Source organism: Variovorax sp. MSC1_012 (assembly GCF_023667525.1).
GTDB lineage: Bacteria > Pseudomonadota > Gammaproteobacteria > Burkholderiales > Burkholderiaceae_C > Variovorax > Variovorax beijingensis_B.
On the sequence record NZ_CM174443.1, the window covers coordinates 1249355 to 1272049 of the forward strand.

22 protein-coding genes are annotated in these 22695 nt (G+C 67.5%); 13 read left to right on the forward strand and 9 right to left on the reverse strand.

The features are described from left to right. The first annotated feature begins 1 nt into the window (after nucleotide 1). Genes L1081_RS05825 through fba form a run of 10 tightly spaced genes read left to right on the forward strand, consistent with a single transcriptional unit; the run spans nucleotide 2 to nucleotide 9972 of the window. A complete protein-coding gene (locus tag L1081_RS05825) occupies nucleotides 2-421 on the forward strand; it encodes a ribulose bisphosphate carboxylase small subunit (RefSeq protein ID WP_124958015.1) in 420 nt (139 codons plus the stop codon). 32 nt (nucleotides 422-453) lie between these two features. Then, nucleotides 454-1383 carry a CbbX protein gene (gene cbbX / locus L1081_RS05830; RefSeq protein WP_489415606.1) on the forward strand — a complete coding sequence of 310 codons (930 nt, stop codon included), beginning with the start codon at nucleotides 454-456 and terminating at the stop codon, nucleotides 1381-1383. Beyond that, nucleotides 1380-2183, forward strand: coding sequence for an HAD-IA family hydrolase (locus L1081_RS05835; RefSeq protein ID WP_489415607.1), 804 nt, complete (start codon nucleotides 1380-1382; stop codon nucleotides 2181-2183). Before cbbX ends, L1081_RS05835 begins: the two co-directional genes overlap by 4 nt. Further along, nucleotides 2184-2888 carry a ribulose-phosphate 3-epimerase gene (gene rpe / locus L1081_RS05840; protein ID WP_489415608.1) on the forward strand — a complete coding sequence of 235 codons (705 nt, stop codon included), beginning with the start codon at nucleotides 2184-2186 and terminating at the stop codon, nucleotides 2886-2888. After that, entirely contained in the window at nucleotides 2885-3616 is a 732-nt protein-coding gene (locus L1081_RS05845) for an HAD-IA family hydrolase (protein ID WP_489415609.1), read from the forward strand. Before rpe ends, L1081_RS05845 begins: the two co-directional genes overlap by 4 nt. Nucleotides 3617-3634: 18 nt before the next feature. After that, nucleotides 3635-4711, forward strand: a complete 1077-nt coding sequence (locus L1081_RS05850; protein ID WP_047782866.1) for a class 1 fructose-bisphosphatase — start codon at nucleotides 3635-3637, stop codon at nucleotides 4709-4711. 50 nt (nucleotides 4712-4761) lie between these two features. After that, the gene (locus L1081_RS05855; RefSeq protein ID WP_489415610.1) at nucleotides 4762-5640 is read left to right on the forward strand and encodes a phosphoribulokinase; all 879 of its coding nucleotides are present in this window, start codon (nucleotides 4762-4764) and stop codon (nucleotides 5638-5640) included. Between the two features lie 57 nt (nucleotides 5641-5697). After that, nucleotides 5698-7737, forward strand: coding sequence for a transketolase (gene tkt / locus L1081_RS05860; RefSeq protein ID WP_489415611.1), 2040 nt, complete (start codon nucleotides 5698-5700; stop codon nucleotides 7735-7737). Further along, nucleotides 7734-8915, forward strand: coding sequence for a phosphoglycerate kinase (locus L1081_RS05865; protein ID WP_489415612.1), 1182 nt, complete (start codon nucleotides 7734-7736; stop codon nucleotides 8913-8915). Before tkt ends, L1081_RS05865 begins: the two co-directional genes overlap by 4 nt. A gap of 40 nt (nucleotides 8916-8955) precedes the next feature. Continuing rightward, complete coding sequence (fba, locus tag L1081_RS05870) at nucleotides 8956-9972, forward strand: class II fructose-bisphosphate aldolase (RefSeq protein ID WP_489415613.1); 1017 nt, start codon at nucleotides 8956-8958, stop codon at nucleotides 9970-9972. Between the two features lie 16 nt (nucleotides 9973-9988). On the opposite strand, the gene L1081_RS05875 is transcribed toward fba, so the two are convergent. The 3 genes from L1081_RS05875 to fdhF are packed head-to-tail and all read right to left on the reverse strand — an operon-like array spanning nucleotide 9989 to nucleotide 13940. After that, nucleotides 9989-10213 (reverse strand): formate dehydrogenase subunit delta, encoded by a 225-nt coding sequence (locus tag L1081_RS05875; RefSeq protein WP_489415614.1) that lies wholly within the window; start codon nucleotides 10211-10213, stop codon nucleotides 9989-9991. An 11-nt stretch (nucleotides 10214-10224) separates the two neighbouring features. Further along, nucleotides 10225-11061, reverse strand: coding sequence for a formate dehydrogenase accessory sulfurtransferase FdhD (fdhD, locus tag L1081_RS05880; protein ID WP_489415615.1), 837 nt, complete (start codon nucleotides 11059-11061; stop codon nucleotides 10225-10227). Continuing rightward, the gene (fdhF, locus tag L1081_RS05885; RefSeq protein WP_489415616.1) at nucleotides 11058-13940 is read right to left on the reverse strand and encodes a formate dehydrogenase subunit alpha; all 2883 of its coding nucleotides are present in this window, start codon (nucleotides 13938-13940) and stop codon (nucleotides 11058-11060) included. Before fdhF ends, fdhD begins: the two co-directional genes overlap by 4 nt. 232 nt (nucleotides 13941-14172) lie before the next feature. Between fdhF and L1081_RS05890 the strand changes: the two genes are divergently transcribed. Next, nucleotides 14173-15123: an IS110 family transposase gene (locus L1081_RS05890; protein WP_209503614.1), complete on the forward strand. Its 951-nt coding sequence runs from the start codon at nucleotides 14173-14175 to the stop codon at nucleotides 15121-15123. A 37-nt stretch (nucleotides 15124-15160) separates the two neighbouring features. Here L1081_RS05890 and L1081_RS05895 read toward each other — a convergent pair whose 3' ends face one another. Continuing rightward, complete coding sequence (locus L1081_RS05895; RefSeq protein ID WP_489415617.1) at nucleotides 15161-16717, reverse strand: NADH-ubiquinone oxidoreductase-F iron-sulfur binding region domain-containing protein; 1557 nt, start codon at nucleotides 16715-16717, stop codon at nucleotides 15161-15163. Next, nucleotides 16714-17178, reverse strand: coding sequence for a formate dehydrogenase subunit gamma (locus L1081_RS05900; protein ID WP_489415618.1), 465 nt, complete (start codon nucleotides 17176-17178; stop codon nucleotides 16714-16716). Before L1081_RS05900 ends, L1081_RS05895 begins: the two co-directional genes overlap by 4 nt. A 122-nt stretch (nucleotides 17179-17300) precedes the next feature. On the opposite strand from L1081_RS05900, the gene L1081_RS05905 reads away from it, so the two are divergent. Beyond that, nucleotides 17301-18416, forward strand: coding sequence for a substrate-binding domain-containing protein (locus L1081_RS05905; protein ID WP_489415619.1), 1116 nt, complete (start codon nucleotides 17301-17303; stop codon nucleotides 18414-18416). A 135-nt stretch (nucleotides 18417-18551) separates the two neighbouring features. Then, nucleotides 18552-19226: a hypothetical protein gene (locus L1081_RS05910; RefSeq protein ID WP_489415620.1), complete on the forward strand. Its 675-nt coding sequence runs from the start codon at nucleotides 18552-18554 to the stop codon at nucleotides 19224-19226. Nucleotides 19227-19238: 12 nt separating this feature from the next. Here the strand turns inward: L1081_RS05910 and L1081_RS05915 are convergent, their stop codons facing one another. The 4 genes from L1081_RS05915 to L1081_RS05930 are packed head-to-tail and all read right to left on the reverse strand — an operon-like array spanning nucleotide 19239 to nucleotide 22632. Next, nucleotides 19239-20045 (reverse strand): PPK2 family polyphosphate kinase, encoded by an 807-nt coding sequence (locus tag L1081_RS05915; RefSeq protein WP_489415621.1) that lies wholly within the window; start codon nucleotides 20043-20045, stop codon nucleotides 19239-19241. A gap of 49 nt (nucleotides 20046-20094) precedes the next feature. Next, on the reverse strand, nucleotides 20095-20529 hold the full coding sequence (gene hslR / locus L1081_RS05920) for an Hsp15 family ribosome-associated heat shock protein (RefSeq protein ID WP_489415622.1): 435 nt from the start codon (nucleotides 20527-20529) through the stop codon (nucleotides 20095-20097). Between the two features lie 4 nt (nucleotides 20530-20533). Further along, nucleotides 20534-21955 (reverse strand): sensor histidine kinase N-terminal domain-containing protein, encoded by a 1422-nt coding sequence (locus L1081_RS05925; protein ID WP_489415623.1) that lies wholly within the window; start codon nucleotides 21953-21955, stop codon nucleotides 20534-20536. Continuing rightward, nucleotides 21952-22632 carry a response regulator gene (locus tag L1081_RS05930; RefSeq protein ID WP_489415624.1) on the reverse strand — a complete coding sequence of 227 codons (681 nt, stop codon included), beginning with the start codon at nucleotides 22630-22632 and terminating at the stop codon, nucleotides 21952-21954. Before L1081_RS05930 ends, L1081_RS05925 begins: the two co-directional genes overlap by 4 nt. Nucleotides 22633-22695 lie beyond the last annotated feature (63 nt).

Sequence of the window (22695 nt, forward strand, 5' to 3'; positions counted from 1 at the left end):
CATGCGAATCACACAAGGCACTTTTTCCTTCCTGCCCGACCTGAGCGACGAGCAGATCAGTCGCCAGGTCGAGTACTGCCTCGACAAGGGCTGGGCCATCGGCCTCGAATACACCGACGACCCGCATCCGCGCAACACCTTCTGGGAGATGTTCGGCAACCCGATGTTCGACATCAAGGATGCGGCCGGCGTCATGCTCGAACTCGCGGCCTGCCGCAAGACATTTCCGCAGCAGTACATCCGCGTGACGGCCTTCGACTCGACGCACGGCACCGAGTCGGTCGTGATGTCCTTCATCGTCAACCGGCCGTCGAACGAACCGGGCTTCCGCCTGATCCGCTCCGAGGAGCCGGGCCGCACGATCCGCTACAGCATCGAAAGCTATGCGGTGCAGGCGCGGCCCGAAGGCAGCCGTTACTGATCGAACCCCGTACGGAGATGCCGGAGCCACGCATGGACGCCACCGAAACCCCCGCCATCACGGCCACGGCCACGGCGCCGAGGCAGCTCTTCGAGTCGTCGGGCGTGAAAGCGCTGCTCGACCAGCTCGACGCCGAGCTGATCGGGCTGGCGCCGGTCAAGGGCCGCATCCGCGACATCGCGGCGCTGCTCCTGATCGACAAGCTGCGCCAGGAACAGGGGCTGCAGTCGCAGCCGCCGTCGCTGCACATGTCGTTCACCGGCAACCCGGGCACCGGCAAGACCACGGTGGCGATGCGCATGGCCGAGGTGCTCAAGCAGCTGGGCTATGTGCGCAAGGGCCACCTGGTGGCGGTGACGCGCGACGACCTGGTGGGCCAGTTCATCGGCCACACGGCGCCCAAGACCAAGGAAGTGATCAAGAAGGCGATGGGCGGCGTGCTGTTCATCGACGAGGCCTACTACCTCTACCGGCCCGAGAACGAGCGCGACTACGGGCAAGAGGCCATCGAGATTTTGCTGCAGGTGATGGAGAACCAGCGCGACGACCTCGTCGTGATTCTTGCGGGCTACAAGGACCGCATGGAGACCTTCTTCGGCAGCAACCCGGGCATGGCCTCGCGCATTGCGCACCACATCGACTTTCCGGACTACAGCGAGGCCGAGCTGATGCAGATCGCGCAACTCATGCTGGGGCGGCTGAACTACAGCTTCGACGACGGCGCGGCCTCCACCTTCTCGCGCTACGTGAGCCTGCGCCGGCGGCAGCCGCACTTTGCGAATGCGCGATCGATCCGCAACGCGCTCGACCGCATCCGGCTGCGCCACGCCACGCGCCTGTTCGGCAGCGAAGAGGCCTTGACGCGCGAGCAGCTTTGCACGCTGCAGGCGCAGGACATCCTGGCCAGCCGCGTCTTCAATCCGCCAGCGGAAGCCGCGCAGGCCGAAGGAGAAAAAAGATGAGCATCGAAGCCCTGGTCTTCGACGTCGACGGCACCCTGGCCGACACCGAGGAAGTGCACCGCATGGCCTTCAACCTGGCCTTCGAGCAGCTCGGGCTCGGCTGGCACTGGAGCCAGGCCGAATACCGCGCGCTGCTGGCGGTCACGGGCGGCAAGGAGCGCATGAAGGCCTACATCGATTCGCTGCCGCTGGGCGCATCCGAGAAGAAACGGCTGCACGAACGCGTGCCGGCCATCCATGCCGCCAAGACGCAGCACTACACCGACATCGCGCGGCGCGGCGGCATCGAGCTGCGCACCGGCGTGCTGCGCTTTCTGGAGGAGGCTCAGCGCGCCGGCCTGCGCCTGGCCATTGCCAGCACCACCACCGCCGTCAACATCGACGCGCTGCTGCAGGCCACGCTGGGCCCGCGCGGACTCACGATGTTCGACGTGATTGCCTGCGGCGACCAGGTGCGCGCGAAGAAGCCCGCCTCCGACATCTACCTGCTGGCGCTCGACACGCTGGGCGTGCCGCCCGAGCGCGCCATTGCCATCGAGGACTCGCCCAACGGGCTGCGCTCGGCCCTGGGCGCCGGCCTCTGGACGCTGGTCACACCCACCTTCTGGACCGAGGGCAGCGATTTCAGCGGCGCCGGCTTGGTGCTGCCGAGCCTGGGCGACCCCGGCCAGCCGCTGGCCGGCGAGCCTGGCGGGCGCCTCGAATCCGCGGCGTGGCTCGGCATCGACGAACTGCTGCAAATGGCCACCGTGGTCCCGCCATTGAATGCCGTGCAGGCGCTTTACCGCGAGAACTCCTAGATGCAGAACACAAAAAACGCCATGCGCATCGCGCCAAGCCTGCTGTCGGCAAACTTTGCGCGGCTCGGCGACGAGGTCACGGCGGTCATCGAGGCCGGTGCCGACCTGATCCATTTCGATGTCATGGACAACCACTATGTTCCAAATCTGACAATCGGTCCGCTGGTCTGCGAGGCCATCAAGCCCTATGCGACGGTGCCGATCGACGTGCACCTGATGGTCAAGCCGGTCGATGCGCTGATCCCGATGTTCGCGCAGGCCGGGGCCTCGATCATCTCGTTCCACCCCGAGGCCAGCGAGCACATCGACCGCACCATCCGGCTGATCCGGGACAGCGGCTGCAGGGCCGGCCTGGTGCTCAACCCCGCCACGCCGCTCGCGGTGCTCGACCATGTGCTGGACCAGCTTGACCTGGTGCTGCTGATGTCGGTCAACCCGGGCTTCGGCGGCCAGAGCTTCATCGAGAGCGTGCTGCCGAAGATCGAGGCGGTGCGCCGCCGCATCGATGCGAGCGGGCGCGAGATCTGGCTGGAGGTCGATGGCGGCGTGAAGCCCGACAACGCCGCGCGCATCGGCGCCGCCGGGGCCGACACGCTGGTGGCGGGCTCGGCCGTGTTCAACGGCGGCCGCTACCGCGAAGCCATCAGCGCCATCCGCGCGCAGGCGCTGCAGGGCCGCGAGTCGATGGAAGGGCGTCCCGCATGACGAAAGAAGAGCTGCACGGCATCGATGCGATCGCCTTCGACCTCGACGGCACGCTGGTCGACAGCGCGCCCGACATCCGGCAGGCGCTGAACTGCGCGCTCGAGGAAGCCGGGCTGGCCTGCTTCGAGCTGGACACCGTGCGCGCATGGATCGGCGACGGACCCGATGCGCTGATCCTGCAGGCGCTGCGCGAGCACGGGCTCGGCGGCAGCGAGGCGCTGCGTGGCCGGCTGCGCAAGTCCTTCGATGCCGCCACGCTGGCGGCGCCCTTGAAGTTCGGCAGCGTGTTCGAGGGCATTGCCGCACTCGTCGCGGGCCTGCGCCGCACGCTGCCGATGGTGGTGGTCACGAACAAGCCGACGCCGCTGGCACGCGCCGTGCTGGATGCAGCGGGTCTGCTGTCGGCAATGGCGGGGGTCCATGGCGCCGACACCGCGGCACAGCGCAAACCCGCGCCGCTCCTGCTGCAGGCCGCGGCGCGCCAGTTGGGTGTGGAACCCGCGCGGCTGCTGATGGTGGGCGACGGCCCGGCCGACCTGCTCGCGGCGCAGGCCGCGGGCTGTCCGGCGGCGCTGGTGGCCTGGGGCTATGGCGGCCATGCAGCAGCGAATGTGGGCGAAGCGGCGCGCGCGTGGCGCGTCTCGACGCCGCAACAACTGTTGCTGAGGGCATGCGAGTCGCGCGCTGCGGTCCGCCGAGACGAAGAAGTGACGACCCGGATTTTTTGATTCAACCAGGAGACGATCATGCCCATTGCAGGCAAGGCCACGCTGACCCAGTACATCATCGAGGAGCGCCGCCGCCACCCCGGTGCCACGGGCGCGCTCAACGCGCTCATCACCGACGTCTCCCTTGCCTGCAAGGCAATCTCGCGCAAGGTGGCGCTCGGCGCGCTGGGCGACGTGCTCGGCAGCGCGAGCACGCAGAACGTGCAGGGCGAGGAACAGAAGACGCTCGACGTGCTGAGCAACGACATGTTCCTGCGCGCCAACGAGTGGGGCGGCCACGTGGCGGGCATGGTCTCGGAAGAGATGGAAGAGCCCTACCTGCCGCCGCAGCAGCAGTACCCGCGCGGCAAGTACCTGCTGCTGTTCGATCCGCTCGACGGTTCGTCGAACATCGACGTCAACGTGGCGGTGGGCAGCATCTTCTCGATCCTGCGCGCGCCCACGCCAGAGGCCGACGCGAAGCCTGAAGACTTCTTGCAGCCCGGCACCGAGCAGGTCGGCGCCGGCTACGCGATCTACGGCCCCTCGACCATGCTGGTGCTGACGCTGGGCAACGGCACGCATGCCTTCACGCTCGATCCGCAACTGGGCGAATGGGTGCTGAGCCATCCGAACCTGAGCATTCCGCGGCAGACCAGCGAGTTCGCGATCAACGCCTCGAACAGCCGCTTCTGGGAACCGGCCGTGAAGCGCTACGTCGACGAATGCCTGGCCGGCAAGGAAGGCCCGCGCGGCATCGACTTCAACATGCGGTGGATCGCCTCGCTGGTGGCCGAGACGCACCGCATCCTGATGCGCGGCGGCGTCTTCATGTACCCGCGCGACAGCAAGGAATCGGGCCGCGACGGGCGCCTGCGGCTGCTCTACGAGGCCAACCCGATCTCGTTCTTGATCGAGCAGGCCGGCGGCATGGCCAGCACCGGCCGGCGCCGCCTGATGGCGGTCGAGCCGGAGTCGATCCACCAGCGCATCGGCTTCGTCTTCGGGTCGTCCGACGAGGTGGCGCGCGTGGAGGCCTACCACAGCGAGGAGCCGCAGGACACCTACCAGGCGCCGCTGTTCGGCAAGCGCGGCCTGTTCGCGACCGCCGCCTGAACAACGAGGCCCTGCCGCCCGCACGAATTCTTCATCTCCCCGAGGCCACCATGTCAGCCAAACATCCCATCGTTGCCATCACCGGCTCGTCCGGCGCGGGCACCACGTCCGTCACTCGGACCTTCGAGAACATCTTCCGCCGAGAGAGCGTCAAGGCGGCGATCGTGGAAGGCGACAGCTTCCACCGCTACGACCGCAATTCCATGAAGGTGGCCATGGCCGAGGCCGAGGCCGCCGGCAACCAGAACTTCAGCCACTTCGGCGAAGACGCCAACCTGTTCGCCGAACTCGAAGCGCTGTTCCGCGACTACGGCGAAGCGGGTGTCGGCCAGAGCCGCAAGTACCTGCACGACGCGGTGGAGGCGGCGCCCTACAAGCAGGAGCCCGGCACCTTCACGCCGTGGGAAACGCTGCCCGACAGCGAACTGCTGTTCTACGAGGGCCTGCATGGCGGCGTGACCACCGGGAAGGTCGACATCGCGCGCCACGTCGATCTGCTGATCGGCGTGGTGCCGGTGATCAACCTCGAGTGGATCCAGAAGCTGCACCGCGACAAGAACACGCGCGGCTATTCGACCGAAGCCGTGACCGACGTGATCCTGCGCCGCATGAACGAGTACGTGCACTACATCTGCCCGCAGTTCACGCGCACCCACATCAACTTCCAGCGCGTGCCGGTGGTCGACACCTCCGACCCGTTCATTGCGCGAACCATTCCGAGCCCGGACGAGAGCCTGGTGGTGATCCGCTTCGCCAACCCGATCGGCTTCGACTTTCCGTACCTGCTGAGCATGCTGCACGACTCCTTCATGTCGCGCGCCAACACGCTGGTGGTGCCGGGCGGAAAGATGGAGCTCGCGATGCAGCTGATCTTCACGCCGATGATCCTGCGCCTCATGGAGCGCCGCAAGAAGGCCTACGCGATCTAGGGCGCGGGCGCTCCGAACCAACACCTCACGCAAAAGACGAACCAACCGGACCTTCGCATGACGATTGAAAACCTCGCCTTGCGCACGCAGTGCGCCAACGCCATCCGCGCGCTGGCCATGGACGCGGTGCAAGCCGCCAACTCGGGCCACCCGGGCATGCCGATGGGCATGGCCGACATCGCCGAAGCCCTGTGGCGGCATCGCCTGCGGCACGATCCCGCCGATCCGCGCTGGATGAACCGCGACCGCTTCGTCGTTTCCAACGGCCACGGGTCGATGCTGCTGTATGCACTGCTGCACCTGAGCGGCTATGCGCTGCCGATGGAGGAGCTGCGGCGCTTCCGCCAGCTGCATTCGCGCACGCCGGGGCACCCCGAGGTCGGCATCACGCCCGGCGTGGAGACCACCACCGGGCCGCTGGGGCAGGGCATCAGCAATGCGGTGGGCATGGCGCTGGCCGAGAAGCTGCTGGCCGAGGAATTCAACCGGCCCGGCCACGAGGTGATCGACCACCGCACCTATGTGTTCCTGGGCGACGGCTGCCTGATGGAAGGCATCAGCCACGAGGCCTGCTCGCTCGCGGGCACTTGGCAGCTCCGCAAGCTGGTGGCGTTCTACGACGACAACGGCATCTCGATCGACGGCGAGGTCGGCGACTGGTTCAGCGACGACACGCCGGGCCGTTTCGAAGCCTACGGCTGGACCGTGCTGCGCGGCGTCGACGGCCATGACGCCGCGGCGCTCGATGCAGCCATTGAAAGCGCCACGGCTTCGAACCGGCCGGTGCTGGTGTGCTGCAAGACGCGCATCGGCCAGGGCTCGCCGAACCGTGCCGGTACCGCGAAGGCGCACGGCGAGGCATTGGGCGATGCCGAGATCGCGCTGACGCGTCAGGCGCTCGGCTGGAGCGCCGCGCCCTTCGAGCTGCCGGCGGATATTGCGCAGGCCTGGTCGGCGCGCGAATCGGGCGCCGCGCTGCACAAGGCCTGGCAAGTGCGCTTCGCCGCCTATGCACAGGAGCATCCGGCGCTCGCGCGCGAACTGCTGCGGCGCCATCGCACCGATGCGCCCCTCACTGCGAAGGCCGAAGCGGCACTGGCCTCGGCCGCGTCCGGCGCGGAACAGCACAAGGCATCGGTCGCCACGCGCAAGGCGTCGCAGCAGGTGCTCGACGAGGTCGGCCCCGTGATGCCGGAACTGATCGGCGGCTCGGCCGACCTCACAGGTTCGAACCTCACCGACTGGAAGGGCCATCGCGCGCTCAAGGGCACGGGCACCGGCAACCACGTGCACTACGGCGTACGCGAGTTCGGCATGGCGGCCATCATGAACGGGCTCGCGCTGCACGGCGGCTTTCGTCCCTTTGGCGGTACCTTCCTCACTTTTTCCGACTACGCGCGCAACGGCGTGCGCATGTCGGCGCTGATGAAGCTGCCGGTCATCTACGTCTTCACGCACGACTCGATCGGGCTCGGCGAGGACGGCCCGACGCACCAGCCGGTGGAGCATGCCTCGAGCCTGCGGCTGATTCCCGATGTCGACGTCTGGCGCCCCGCCGATGCCACCGAGACGGCCGTGGCCTGGCGCCAGGCCCTGCGCCGCGTCGACGGGCCGAGCTGCCTGCTGCTGACGCGCCAGGCGCTGCCGCATGCCGGCGACGGCGATGAGCGCATCGAGTCGATTGCGCGCGGCGCCTATGTGCTGCGCCGCCCGGAGGCCGAGTGCGTCTGCCTGCTGGCGAGCGGCTCGGAAGTGGGCGTGGCCTTGGCCGCCGCGGCCCTGCTGGCGCAGCAGGGCATCGAGGCGCGCGTGGTGTCCGTGCCATGCATGGACGTGTTCGAACGCCAGGACGCCGAGTGGCGCCACGCGGTGATTCCGCGCCACCTGCCGCGCGTGGCGGTGGAGGCCGGCAGCACGGGCCTGTGGTGGAAATTCGTCGGCGAATACGGCGACGTGGTCGGGCTCGACCGCTTCGGCGAATCGGCGCCGGCCGGAGCGCTCTTCAAGCTGTTCGGCCTCACGGCCGAAGTGGTGGCCGAACGCGCCCGCCGACTGCTTGCGAACGCCGCGCTGGCCAGCCTGAAAGAGGCCGCATGAGCTTCAACACGCTCGACCAGATCGACCTGCGCGGGCAGCGCGTGTTCATCCGCTGCGATCTCAACGTGCCGCTCGATGCCTCGGGGCGCATCAGCGACGACACGCGCATCCGCGCCAGCCTGGGCGGCATCCGCCACGCGCTGTCGCAAGGGGCGCGCGTGATGGTCGCTTCGCACCTGGGCCGCCCGAAGGAAGGCCAGCTTGCACCGGGCGAATCGCTGGCGCCGGTGGCGGAGCGGCTCGGCGAACTGCTGGGCGCGCCGGTGGCGCTGATCGGCGATTGGCTCGATCGTCCCTTCGACCTTGCGCCCGGCCAGGTGGCGCTGCTAGAGAACTGCCGCGCGAACGTCGGCGAGAAGGCCAATGCCGAAGCCCTGGCGCGGCGCATGGCGGCCCTGTGCGACGTGTACGTGAACGATGCCTTCGGCACCGCGCACCGCGCCGAGGCCACCACCGAGGCGCTGGCACGGCTCGCGCCCATTGCCTGCGCCGGTCCGCTGATGGCGTCGGAACTCAATGCGCTCGGCCGTGCGCTCGCGAACCCGGCGCGGCCGCTCGCGGCGATCGTCGGCGGCGCCAAGGTTTCGACCAAGCTGTCGATTCTCGAATCGCTCGCGGCGCAGGTCGAGTGGCTGGTGGTGGGCGGCGGCATGGCCAACACCTTCTTGCTCGCGGCGGGCCATCCGGTCGGCCGGTCGCTGTGCGAACCCGAGATGGTGGACACCGCGCGCGCCGTAGCCGCAGCGCTCGCGGCGCGCGGTGCGCGGCTCTTCATGCCGACCGACGTGGTCACGGCCACCGAGTTCTCGCCAAACGCGATGGCGACCGTGAAGGCCGTGGCCGACGTGGCGCCCGACGACATGATCCTGGACTTCGGCCCTGAGTCGGTGGCGCAGCTCGTCGCGATGCTCGGCCAGTGCAGGACCATCGTCTGGAACGGCCCGCTCGGCGTGTTCGAGATCGAGCAGTTCTCGCACGGCACGCGCACGCTGGCCAACGCGATCGCGCGGATGGATGCGTTCTCGCTCGCGGGCGGCGGCGATACGGTGGCTGCCATCAACCAGTTCGAGGTGGAGGAGTGCATCGACTACGTCTCGACGGCGGGCGGCGCATTCCTCGAATTTCTCGAAGGCAAGAGCCTGCCCGCGGTCAAGGCGCTCCAGGACCGCAGGAAATGACGCCCTCGCTACCGATTCCCCACATCCACAGGAGCTTCTCATGGCCATGATTTCGCTGCGCCAATTGCTGGACCACGCCGCCGAGCACCAGTACGGCGTGCCGGCGTTCAATGTCAACAACCTGGAGCAGATCCAGGCCATCATGCAGGCCGCGCGCAAGACCGGCAGCCCGGTCATCCTGCAGGCCTCGGCGGGTGCGCGCAAATACGCGGGCGAGCCCTTCCTGCGCAAGATGGTCGAGGCGGCCGCCGAGATGTACCCCGAGATCCCGATCGTGATGCACCAGGACCACGGCGCGAGCCCGTCGATGTGCATGCAGGCCATCCGGTCGGGCTTCACCAGCGTGATGATGGACGGCTCGCTGATGGAAGACGCGAAGACGCCCGCGAGCTACGACTACAACGTGGGCGTGACGAGCCGCGTGGTGGAGATGGCGCATGCGGTGGGCGTCTCGGTCGAGGGCGAACTGGGCTGCCTCGGGTCGCTCGAATCGGGCATGGCCGGCGAGGAAGACGGCAGCGGCGCCGAGGGCGTGCTGTCGCACGACCAATTGCTGACCGATCCGCAGCAGGCGGTCGACTTCGTGTCGCGCACCGGCGTGGATGCGCTGGCCATTGCCATCGGCACTTCGCACGGCGCCTACAAGTTCAGCCGCAAGCCGACCGGCGACATCCTCGCGATCGACCGCATCAAGGAGATCCATGCGCGCATTCCGAAGACGCACCTCGTGATGCACGGCTCTTCGTCGGTGCCGCAGGAATGGCTGGCCGTGATCCGCGACTTTGGCGGCGACATCAAGGAAACGTACGGCGTGCCGGTGGAGGAGATCCAGGAAGGCATCCGCCATGGCGTGCGCAAGGTCAACATCGACACCGACATCCGGCTCGCGATGACGGGTGCCATGCGCCGCGCGATGGGCCAGGACCGCAGCGAATTCGATCCGCGCAAGTTCCTGAAGGAGGCGACCGCGGCCGCGCGCGACGTCTGCATCGACCGCTTCCAGGCCTTCGGCACCGCGGGCATGGCGTCGCGGATCAAGCCGGCGGCGCTGCAGTAGGCGCTGTGCGGCGCTGCTATTCGAGCAGCGCCCGGTGCACGCGGATCGCCTCGGCCGACACCGGGTTCAGCTCGCCCGGTCCGCAGGCGTCCAGGTGCGCCAGCAGCTCGCGCCGCATGCGCGGCTCCCAGAAGCGCTTCAGGTGCAGCGCAAGGTCGTGAAGGGCTTCGCTGCGGTTGGGCATGGCTTCGAAGAAGCTGCCCATCTGGTTCACCATGCGGATCAGCTGGTCGACGTGCATTGCAAGAAACCTCAGGCGTTGGCGGGCAGGCCGTTGAGCCGCCACGAGTGGGTGTAGATGACCAGGTCGTCGCCGCGCACGAAGCCCGCCAGCGTCAGGCCCGCGTCCTGCGCAATCGCCGTGGCCAGCGAGGTCGAGGCCGACACCGCGGCCAGCAGCGGCACGCCGGCGGCAACGGTTTTCTGCACCATCTCGAAGCTCGCGCGGCTAGTCACGGCGATGAAGCCGGTGGAAGCGGCCACTGCGCTTTTGGCAAGCGCACCCACCAGCTTGTCCAGCGCGTTGTGCCGGCCAACGTCTTCGCGCACCAGCAGGGCCTCGCCTTCTGCTGTGCACCAGGCCGCCGCGTGCACGGCGCCAGTCACTTTTTGCAGCACCTGCAGCGATGCAAGCTCCCGCATGCCGCGGGCGACAGCGGTCTTCGAGAGCGAGGGGCCCGGCGGCAAAGCCGGCAGCGTGCGCGCGACATGCGCGAGGCTTTCGGTGCCGCACAGCCCGCAGCCTGTGCGGCCGGCCATCGAGCGGCGCCGCTCCTTCAATCTGGCGAAGGCCGCGCTTGCGACGTCGAGCTTCAGGGTGATGCCCTCGGGCCCGTACTCTTCCTCGATGCCGTAGAGCTCGCCGCGGCCAAGCAGGATGCCCTCGCTGAGCGCGAAGCCGAGTGCAAAGTCGGCCAGGTCGGTGGGTGTTGCAAGCATCACGGCGTGTGCGATGCCATTGAACTCCAGCGCCACCGGCACCTCCACGGCCACCCAGTCGCGGTTGTCGAAAGCCTGCCGCGCGCGCACGCCGCGCACGGGCAGCAGCTCGGCGCCTCCCGGCCGCAGCGGTATGTCGGCCAGGTTCATTTGGCCACCGCTGTTTCTGCCGCTTCACCGAGCCGCTTGCTCAGCAGTTCTTCCTGCAGCGCGTTGAACCGGCTGTACTCCTGCTGCCATTGCGAAGGCTGCATCACCGGCATCACCTGCACCGCGGTCACCTTGAACTCGGGGCAGTTGGTGGCCCAGTCGGAGTTGTCGGTGGTGATCACGTTGGCGCCCGATTCGGGAAAGTGGAAGGTGGTGTAGACCACGCCCGGCTGCACGCGCTCGGTGATGGTGGCACGCAGCACGGTTTCGCCGGCGCGGCTCCTGATGCCGACCCAGTCGCCCTCGGCGATGCCGCGGTCCTCGGCGTCGGCCGGATGGATTTCCAGCCGGTCCTCGCTGTGCCATTGGTTGTTGTCGGTGCGGCGGGTCTGCGCGCCCACGTTGTATTGCGAGAGGATGCGCCCCGTGGTCAGGATCAGCGGGTACATGCGCGTGACCTTCTCGTCGGTCGGCACGTACTGCGTGATGATGAACTTGCCCTTGCCGCGCACGAACTCACCGATGTGCATTGTCGGCGTGCCTTCCGGCGCGGCCTCGTTGCAGGGCCATTGCACGCTGCCGAGCTTCGCGAGCTTGGCGTAGCTCACGCCCGTGAAGGTGGGCGTGAGCGCGGCGATCTCGTTCATGATCTCTTCGGCGCTCGCATAGTTCATGGGATAGCCGAGCGCATTGGAGAGCAGCTGCGTCACCTCCCAGTCGGCATAGCCGGCCTTGGGCGGCATCACCTTGGTGACGCGCGAGATGCGCCGCTCGGCGTTGGTGAAGGTGCCGTCTTTTTCCAGGAACGACGCGCCCGGCAGGAACACATGCGCGTACTTGGCGGTTTCGTTCAGGAACAGGTCCTGCACGACGATGCATTCCATCGCCATCATGGCCTCGGCCACATGCTGGGTGTTCGGGTCCGACTGGACCACGTCTTCGCCTTCGCAATACAGGCCCTTGAAGCTGCCGGTGATGGCGGCATCGAACATGTTGGGAATGCGCAGGCCCGGCTCGGGTCGCAGTTCCACGCCCCATGCGGATTCGAAACTGCCGCGCGCGGTGCTGTCGGACACATGGCGGTAGCCCGGCAGTTCGTGCGGGAACGATCCCATGTCGCAAGAGCCCTGCACGTTGTTCTGGCCGCGCAGCGGATTCACGCCCACGCCTTCGCGGCCCACGTTGCCGGTGGCCATGGCGAGGTTGGCAATGCCCATCACCATGGTCGAGCCCTGGCTGTGCTCTGTCACGCCCAGGCCGTAGTAGATGGCGGCATTGCGCTTGCCGTCGTGGCCCTTGGCAAACAGCCGCGCGGCAGCGCGCAGCTCGGCCGCCGGCACGCCGGTCACTGCTTCCATGGCCTCGGGCGAGTTGGCGGGGCGCGCAACGAATTCGCGCCACTCGTTGAACGACTTGGGCTCGCAGCGCTCGGCCACGAAGGCTTCGTCGACCAGACCTTCGGTCACGATCACGTGCGCCATGGCGCTGATTACCGCCACGTTGGTGCCTGGCTTGAGCTTGAGGTGGTGGTCGGCCTTGACGTGCGGCGACTTCACCAGGTCGATGGTGCGCGGGTCGACCACGATCAGCCGGGCGCCGGCGCGCAGGCGCCTCTTCATGCGCGACGCGAACACGGGATGGCCGTCGGACGGATTGGCGCCGATCACCATGATCACGTCCGACTTCTCGACCGACTTGAAGGTCTGCGTGCCGGCCGATTCGCCCATGGTCTGCTTCAGCCCGTAGCCGGTGGGCGAGTGGCACACGCGCGCGCAGGTGTCGACGTTGTTGTTGCCGAAGGCCGCGCGCACCAGCTTCTGGACCAGGTAGCCCTCTTCGTTGGTGCAGCGCGAGGACACGAGCCCACCGATGGAATCGGTGCCGTACTTGGCCTGGATGCGGCGGAACTCACTGGCGGCATAATTGACGGCTTCGTCCCAGCTCACCTCTTGCCACGGGTCGGTGATCTTGCTGCGGATCATGGGCTTGAGCACCCGGTCCTTGTGGGTGGCGTAGCCCCAGGCAAAGCGGCCCTTCACGCACGAATGGCCTTCGTTGGCCTTGCCGTCCTTCCACGGCACCATGCGCACCACTTCGTTGCCCTTCATCTCGGCCTTGAAGCCGCAGCCCACGCCGCAATAGGCGCAGGTAGTGATGGCGCTGTGCTCGGCCTGGCCCAGCCAGATCACCGATTTTTCCTGCAGCGTGGCGGTGGGGCAGGCCTGCACGCAGGCGCCGCAGCTCACGCATTCGGATTCCATGAAGGGCTGGTCCTGCCCCGGCGATACGCGCGACTCGAAGCCGCGGCCGCTGATGGTGAGCGCGAAGGTACCCTGCGTTTCCTCGCAGGCGCGCACGCAGCGGTTGCAGACGATGCACTTGGCGGGGTCGTAGGTGAAGTACGGGTTCGATTCGTCCTTGGCGCTTTTCAGGTGATTGGCCCCGTCGTAGCCGTAGCGCACGTTGCGCAGCCCGGTCACGCCGGCCATGTCCTGCAGCTCGCAGTCGCCGTTGGCGGCGCAGGTGAGGCAGTCGAGCGGATGGTCGGAGATGTAGAGCTCCATCACGCCCTTGCGCAGCTCCTGCAGCCTCGGGCTCTGCGTGCGCACCTTCATGCCGGCTTCGGCCGGCGTGGTGCACGAAGCCGGATAGCCCTTGCGTCCGTCGATCTCCACCAGGCAGAGCCGGCAGGAGCCGAAGGGCTCCAGGCTGTCGGTCGCGCACAGCTTGGGCACCTGCACGCCCGCGTCGACCGCCGCGCGCATCAGCGAAGTGCCCTTGGCCACCGTCACCGGCATGCCGTCGATTTCGAGCGTGACTTCTTCGGTCGATTCGCGTCTGGGCGTGCCGTAGTCGATGTCTTGCGATGGGTTCAGCATGGGATGTGTCTCCTTATATCTTTCGAATAGTTCAAACTTCATTGCTCGAGGTGCTGCAAAGCACGTCGATCAGTGAACGGGTTGACTCGCCACCGCGCAGCCTGGGTCTCCTGCGAGCCCGAGCTCGACCTACAGCACAGGGCGCGCGGTGGTGGTCTCTTTGTTCTGCTGCATCCCGAATGGTTGATCGAACACATTTCGTATTCATAAGGCTGGGAGCCGGAGAACTGTCATGAGTGAACCTGTCTACGTAGGCATCGACATCGCCAAGGCCAGCTTCGAGGTGGCCGCCAGTGGCGAGACACAGACCTTGAACCTGGGCAACGACGAGGCCGGTCATGCCGAGTTGTGTCAGGTGCTCGTGCCGCTGGCACCTCGCCTGATCCTGTTGGAGGCCACCGGTGGCCATGAGCAGGGTCTGGCGCTCGCGCTGGCAGCCGCTGGTCTGCGCGTGTCGGTCATTAACCCGCGACAGGCGCGCGACTTCGCGCGCTGTATGGGCAAGCTGGCCAAGACCGATCGAATCGACGCGCAGATGCTTCGCGGATTCGCCGAACTGCTGGACGCCCAGGGCCATGAGCCACGCGCGCTGGCCGACGAGCAGCAGCGTGAGCTCACCGCCATGGTGGCCCGCCGACGCCAGCTGGTGGCCATGCTCGTGGCCGAACGCCAACGCCTTGCACTGGCTCATCCGAAGGCCAAGGCCAGCATCCTGGCGATCATGGATGCCATTGCCGCCCAGCTTCACGACATGGACGGCGAGCTGCGCGAGCACGTGCACGCACATCACGCAGACCTGGCGCGTTTGCTGACCTCGGTCAAGGGGGTGGGGCCGACCACGGCCAGCACCCTGCTGGCGCAATTGCCCGAACTGGGCAAGCTCAACCGCAAGCAGATCACTTCCCTGGTGGGCCTGGCTCCAGTCAACCGCGACTCGGGCACCTTGCGCGGACAGCGTCACATCTTCGGTGGACGCGCGGACGTGCGCCGCGTGCTGTACGTCGCCGCTTTGGTAGGCACGCGATTCAATCCCGTGCTCAAGGCCTTCTATGCGGCCCTGCTGGCCGCAGGCAAGCCAAAGAAGGTCGCCTTGGTGGCATGCATGCACAAGCTGCTCATCATCCTCAACGCCATTGCCAGAACCAGGCAACCTTGGCGCGACGACTTTGCGGTGGCAGCTTGAGTTGGTCATACAAGATGGTTGCTGTTCGTCTTGCCGGTCATGCCGCAGCGCGGTCGGGGGCTTCGATGCCGAAGTCCTCAGGGTAGTGATTGATGGCCGAGAGCACCGGGTACGGCGTCATGCCGCCCATGGCGCAAAGCGATCCGTGCAGCATCGTGTCGCACAGGTCGCGCAACAGAATGACCTGCTGCGGCCGGTTCTGGTTGCTGGTGATCTTGTCGATGACTTCCACGCCGCGCGTGGAGCCGATGCGGCAAGGCGTGCACTTGCCGCAGGATTCGATCGCGCAGAACTCCATCGCATAGCGGGCCAGCTGCGACATGTCGGCCGTGTCGTCGTGCACCACGATGCCGCCGTGGCCCACCACCGCGCCGACGGCGGCATAGGCCTCGTAGTCGAGCGGCAGGTCCCATTGCGATTCGGGCACATAGGCGCCCAGCGGGCCGCCCACCTGCACCGCCTTGATCGGCCGGCCGCTGGCGCTGCCGCCGCCGAAGTCGTGGAGCAGTTCGCGCAAGCTCAGGCCGAAGGCCTTCTCGACCAGGCCGCCATGCCTGATGTTGCCGGCCAGCTGGAACGGCAGCGTGCCGCGCGAGCGGCCCACGCCGTAGTGCTTGTAGAAGTCCGCGCCGCGCGCCAGGATGAGGGGCACCGACGCCAGCGTGATCACGTTGTTGATCACGGTCGGCTGGCCGAACAGACCCTGCAGCGCCGGCAGCGGCGGCTTGGCGCGAACGATGCCGCGGCGGCCTTCCAGGCTTTCGAGCAGGGCGGTCTCTTCACCGCACACGTACGCGCCGGCCGCCTTGCGCACGATCAGGCGGAAGCTGTGGCCCGAGCCCAGGATGTCGTCTCCCAGAAAGCCTGCCTGCTCCGCATTGCGGATCGCCTCGTTCAGGGTGGCAATCGAATGCGGGTATTCCGAGCGAACGTAGATGTAGCCCACGGTCGCGCCCGTTGCAATGCCGGCGATGGCCATGCCCTCCACCAGCATGAGCGGATCGCCTTCCATCGTCATGCGGTCCGAGAACGTGCCCGAGTCGCCTTCGTCCGCATTGCAGACGATGTATTTTTGACGCGCCACTGCAGCCAGCACGGTCTTCCATTTGATGCCGGCCGGAAAGGCGGCGCCGCCGCGGCCGCGCAATCCGGAGTCGAGCACCTCTTGCACGATTTGCACCGGTGCCAGGGCCAGCGCGCGGCGCAGCCCTGCAAAGCCTTCGTGCGCCTCGTAGTCGGCCACCGACACCGGGTCGGTCACGCCCATGCGGGCGAAGGTCAGGCGCTCCTGCTTCTTCAGGTAGGCCATCTCTTCCGTGAGACCCAGGTTCAGCGCATGCGCGCCGCCGCCAAGAAAGCCCGCGTCGAACAGGCCGGCCACGTCAGCGCGCGTAACCGGACCGTATGCCACGCGGCCTTGCGGTGTTTGCACTTCGACAAGCGTTTCGAGCCAGAAGAGACCGCGCGAGCCGTTGCGCACGATGCGCACATCCGCATTGCGCGCACGGGCCTCCGCCGCGATCTGTTTGGCAACCCGCTCGGCGCCGACCGCCAGTGCCGCGGAGTCGCGCGGGACATAGAGGGTGACGGTCATGATGCGTTCCGCGCTTCCTCGACGATTTCGTCGAACAGCGCGGGCGTGATGCGCGCATGCACCTCATCGTTCACCGCGATGGACGGCGACGAGGCGCACAGGCCGAGGCAGGACACCGGCTCCAGCGAGCACTGGCCGTCCGCCGAAGTGCCGTGCACGTCGCAGCCCAGGCGCTTTTTTGCATGCTCGAGCAGCGCGTCCGCACCCATGGCCTTGCAGGCTTCGGCGCGGCAGACCTGCACCAGCAGCCGGCCCGCCGGGGCAGAGCGAAAGTGGTGGTAGTAGCTGACCACGCCATGCACCTCGGCGCGCGACAGGTTGAACTGCTCTGCGATGAGCGGGACCGCGTCGGGCGGAACATGCCCCAGCGCGTCCTGGATGCCGTGCAGTGCGGGAAGCAGCCCGCCCGGCATGTCCTTGTGCGCGGCGGCGATGGATGCCGCGATGCCCAGGTTTGTCATATGCTTTCAATCTCCTAAATATGGAGTTGCGTACTCGTGGTTGCGCGAGTGTATGGAGCAGCATCGAGTGCCACAATATGAGCTGTTCAGCACACTAAATATGCTTTGAAAAGCCGAAACTTATGCATGAAGTGCACATCAAGCCGCAATGGACCATTCGCCAACCCGACGGCGCGGCCCTGGCGCCGCGGGTGATCGAACTGCTGGTGAAGGTGCTGGAGCACGGCAGCCTGTCGAGTGCCTGCTCGGAAGCCGGCGTGTCCTACCGCCATGCATGGGAGCTCATCCGCCAGGGCGAAGCCATGTTCGGCCAGCCGTTGGTGGCCATGCAGCGCGGCAAGGGCTCCAGCCTCACGCCGCTCGGTGAAAAGCTGGTGTGGGCCGACCGCCGCATCACCGCGCGCCTGTCGCCGCTGCTGGATTCACTGGCCTCCGAACTGGGCGCGGAAATCGAGAAGCTGATTCCCACCGCGCCCACGCTGCTGCGCATCCACGCCAGCCATGGCTTCGCCATCGAGGCGCTGCACGGATTCCTGGCTGCGGCGCAAGTGCCGGGCGACCTGCGCTACTGCGGCAGCGAAGAAGCCGTGGCCTCGCTGCACCACGGCAGTTGCGACGTGGCGGGCTTCCATGTGCCGCTCGGCGCGTTCGAGGCCGAAGCCGTCACCCACTACGGTTCGTGGCTCAACGCCGATACGCAGAAAGTCATCGGCATGGCGACGCGGCACCAGGGCCTGATGGTGGCGCCCGGCAACCCGAAGAAGATCTACACGCTGGCCGACCTGGCGCGTCCCGATGTCCGCTTCATCAACCGGCAGGCGGGCTCGGGCACGCGCTACCTGTTCGACCTGCAGCTGCGCGAGCAGGGCATCGCGCCCGAAGCCATCAAGGGCTACGAGCAGTGCGAGTTCACGCATGCCGCGGTCGCGGCTTTCGTGGCCAGTGGCATGGCCGATGCGGGCTACGGTGTGGAAACGCCGGCGCGCCAGTTCAAGCTGGACTTCATCTCCAACCAGGTGGAGCGCTATTTCCTGCTGTGCGAGGAGCGCTCGCTCGCCGCGCCCATCGTGCGGCGGATGCTGGACATCCTGCAGAGCGAGGCCTACCAGAGCGCCGTGAACCGGCTGCCGGGCTACCAGGCGGTGAACTGCGGCCGCGTGCTGTCGCTGCCCGAGGCCTTCGAATCGCTTCGCCCCGCGCCGGCCGGCAAGCGCCGCACGGCCGCGCGGTCCAGGTAGCAGGGGCTCTGTTCCACTGTCAGCAAAAAGCACTCAGCAACTCGTCCGTCGCAACTTTGCGACAAAGCAGGCTCAAAAGTAACCATCTGTATGGTTAAATCGCCTGAACTATCGCGAAGAGGACGAGGGATCTCCATGAAGCTGCTGCTGAGCATCGTGTGCGCCGTTGTTGCGTTGGCAGGGTGCGCCAGCACGCCGCCCACGCCGACGCAACCCGGCACCGGATCGGGGCTGTCGTACGTGCCCATGGTCGCCATGGAAGGCGTGGACCGGGCCCGCTATGACAGCGACGTGGCCGATTGCCGCACGGCGGCGATGCGGATCACCGCGCGCAGCGAAACCGGCGACGCCATGTGGCTCGCATTGGGCCTGGGCCTGATCACGGTGCATGGACAGGGCATCGTGGCAGCGGCCTCGTATACCGGCATTTCGGCTGCGGTGATCGACATGTCCTACCGGCCCAGCGCAGACCTGATTGCCGAGCACCAGCAGATCGCGGTGGTGCACTGCATGGCCAAGCGAGGCTACCGCAACCTCGACCCGAACGTGCGCGACACCTTCTACGGCCATGCCTTCAATCCGGAAGTGGCGATGGCGCCGCGCAGGACCGGGGTCGACACCTACAACGCCGAAGTGCTTGCGAGGGCCGGGCAGTGCAGCATCCAGCCGCGCGCCGAACTCACGGCCAAGGGCCCGGGCTACGAGTCGTACAGCGTGCCCTGCTCGAACGGCACGGCCTGGGCCGTGCGCTGCGAATTCGGCAAGTGCCGCGTGCTGGGCCAGTCCCCGGCCGTCCGGCGCTCCTCCTGAGGCCGGCGCTCGTCACTTGATGAGCATGCCCTTGAGGGCCGGGTCGGCGGGCGGCGCCTTGAGCTTCATCTGCCGCAGGATCTTCATCAGGAGCCGCGCGATCATCAGGTTGCGGTGCCGCTTGTTGTTGGCCGGTATCACGTACCAGGGCGCGTGCTCGGTCGAGGTGGCGCGCAGCGCCTTGTCGTAGGCCTGCTGGTAGGCGTTCCACTTGGTGCGCACCTCGAGGTCGCCCACATTGAACTTCCATTGCTTGCCGGGCGTGTCGATGCGCGCCTGCAGGCGTTCGCGCTGCGTGTCCTTGTCGATGTGCAGCATGCACTTGACGATCACCGTGCCGGTCTCGACGAGCAGGCGCTCGAAATCGTTGATCTGCGCGTAGCGCCGCTGGGTCTCGGCCTTGTCGATCCAGCCTTCGACCACGGGCACCAGCACGTCCTCGTAGTGGCTGCGGTTCCACACCGCGATCTCGCCGCTGCGCGGCACCACCGCATGGCAGCGCCAGAGGTAGTCGTGCGCGCGCTCGTCGTCGCTGGGCACCTTGAAGGCGGTGACGCGCACGCCCAGCGGGGAGGTGCGCGAGAAGACCCAGCGGACGGCGCCGTCCTTGCCGCTGGTGTCCATGCCCTGCAGCACCAGGAGGACCTTGCGGCGGCCCTCGGCATGCAGCAGGTTCTGCATTTCGTCGAGTTCGATGGCCAGGGTATCGATCTCGGCGAACTGGGCGGCTTCGTCGCCGTCCAGGAACGGAGATTCGCCGGGGTCCACCTGCGAAAGTTTGAACTTGCTGTCGACGCGGTACTTCTTGAAGCTGGCCATGAATCCGGACTCCGTGCAAAAGCACGCAGCGTACGCGATCGGCGCCCGGTCAGCGTTCGCTCTCGTCCGGATCGATGGAAGCGCTCCAGCGGCTGTCCCATTCGGCATGCCGCGCCGCGCCGTCGAGCTCGCGCCGGTCGCGCTTGGTGGGCCGGCCCTGCTCGATGGCCAGCGCCGGCTCGCTGCCCATGCGGCGCTGCTCGCGCATTTCCGCCTGCGCGGCAATGCTTTCCGGCGTTTCCTGATAAAGCTGCTGCGCCACCGGCGCCGGCCCGCGCTGGCCGCTCAGGCCGCGCACCGTGACAGTTCGCGTCACGGCGCCCAGGCGGATGGCCACCGTGTCCCCCGGCTTGACCTCGCGCGAGGCCTTGGCGACGTCGCCGTTGACCTGCACCCGGTTCTTGCCGATTTCATCCGCGGCCAGGGAGCGCGTCTTGAAGAAGCGGGCGGCCCAGAGCCATTTGTCGATGCGCAGGCGATCCATATGTTCAGGGATTGTGGTGGTAGACAGGCAGCCGCACGACAGCATCGAGACCGATGACGTGTGCGGAATTTTCCTGCGTACTGCGGTTGTCGAGGCTGATGCGCCCGCCGAGCGCGAGCACGATCTCACGGCAGATGGCCAGGCCCAGCCCGGAGCCGCTGGCCGTGTCGCCGGCGGAAAACGGCGCGAACAGGCGCTGGCGCAGTTCGGCCGCAATGCCGGGCCCTTCATCGCGTACGGTCAGCACGGCTTCCTGGCCTTCGCTGCGCACACTCACCGAAAGGGCGCCGCCGCGCGGGCTCTGCTTGATGGCGTTGTGCAGCAGGTTGCGCGTGAGCTCCTGCAGCATCCATCGGTGCGCGCGCACCGTGACGGGCCCGTCGATCGCCAGTTCGAAGTCGAGCGCCTTGTCGGCGATCAGCGGCGACAGGTCCAGCGCCATCTGGCGCACCACCTCGCCGAGTTCCAGCGGCACCGACTCCGGCTGCTGGCGCAGCTGCTCGACCTTGGCAAGCGACAGCATCTGGTTGGCGAGAGTGGTGGCGCGCTCCACGGTCTGGCTGATCTCGCCCAGCGCCTGCTCGGGCGGCACGTCGCCGCGCCGCGCGGACTGCACCTGCGCCTTGAGCACCGCGAGCGGCGTGCGCAATTGATGGGCGCTGTCGCGCACGAAGCGCTTCTGGTGGTCGAGCAGGCGCTGCAGCCGGCCCATGACCTCGGTGGTGGCGTCGACCAGCGGGCGCAGCTCGCGCGGCGCATCGGGCGCGTCGATGGGGGAAAGGTCGTCGGCCGCGCGTTTCTCGATGGCTTCGCCGAGCTCACGCACCGGCCGCGTGGCGCGCTGCACCACCAGCACGGTCACCAGCGCGATCACGCCCATCAGCAGCAGCTGGCGCCACAGCATGTCCACCAGCAGCTTGCGCACCAGCGTTTCGCGCAGCTCCAGGGTTTCGGCCACCTGCACCACGGCCATGCCGCGGCCGCGCGCGCTGGCGACGGGCTGCAGCATGACCGCCACCCGCACCGGCTGGTCGCGAAAGCGCGCATCGTAGAAGTCGACCAGGGCCGCATAGGCCCCGCGGTCGGGGATGCGGCCGCGCCAGAACGGCAGCTCGGCAAAGCCCGAGACCATCTCGCCGTCGAGCGCGGAAACGCGATAGAAAAGGCGGCTGCGGTTGTCGGCCTCGAAGGCCTCGAGCGCGGAATAGGGCACGATGGCGCGCAGCCGCGCGTTCTCGTCGTAGCCTTCCACGTCGAGCTGCTCGCCGATGGTCTTGGCCGACGCGAGCAGCGTGCGGTCGTAGGCCGTGGTGGCCGCGGCCAGGCTCTGACGGTACAGGCTCACGCTGTTGATCACGATGAACAGCGCCACCGGCGCGAGAATGCCGAACAGCAGCCTCGCGCGCAGCGACAGGGCCTTCTTCATGGCTCGGCGCGCAGCAGGTAGCCCAGCCCGCGCAGCGTCATCAGCGCAGCGCCGGTGCCCGCGAGCTTTTTGCGCAGCCGATACACCACCACCTCGATGGCCTCGTACTGCACTTCGGTCTCGCCCGGGAACACGAGTTCGAAGAGCCGCTCCTTGCTCACCGCATGGCCGGGCTTCATCATCAGCGCCTTGAGCAGCGCGAGTTCGCGCGGCGTGAGTTCCAGGATGCCGCTCTTGTGATAGATGGCGCCGCTTTCGGGTTCGAAGCGCAGCCCGCCCACTTCCTGCGGGTTCGGGCCCGCGTCGGCGCCGGCATTCTGGTGGCGCCGGCGCAATGCGCGGATGCGCGCTTCCAGTTCGTCGAGATCGAAGGGCTTGGGCAGGTAGTCGTCGGCGCCGGCATTCAGGCCCATGATGCGGTCGCCGACCGTGCCACGGGCAGTGAGCAACAGCACGGGGGTGCGCAGCCCCGCGGCGCGCGCCTGGGCCAGCACCTGCAGGCCGTCGAGATTGGGCAGGCTCAGGTCGAGTGCCACCACGTCGGGCTCCAGCTCTCGCCATTGCTCGACGGCCAGGGCGCCGTCGCCGCAGATGCGCACATCGATCTTGCTGCGGGCGAGGGCGCGCTGCAGGGTGACCTGCATCGAGGGATCGTCTTCGACCAGCAGCAGCTTCATGGGGTGTGGTGGGGGAATGGTACTTCGGTGTTTTCCCCAGTCCGGTGGACAGCCAACTGACAG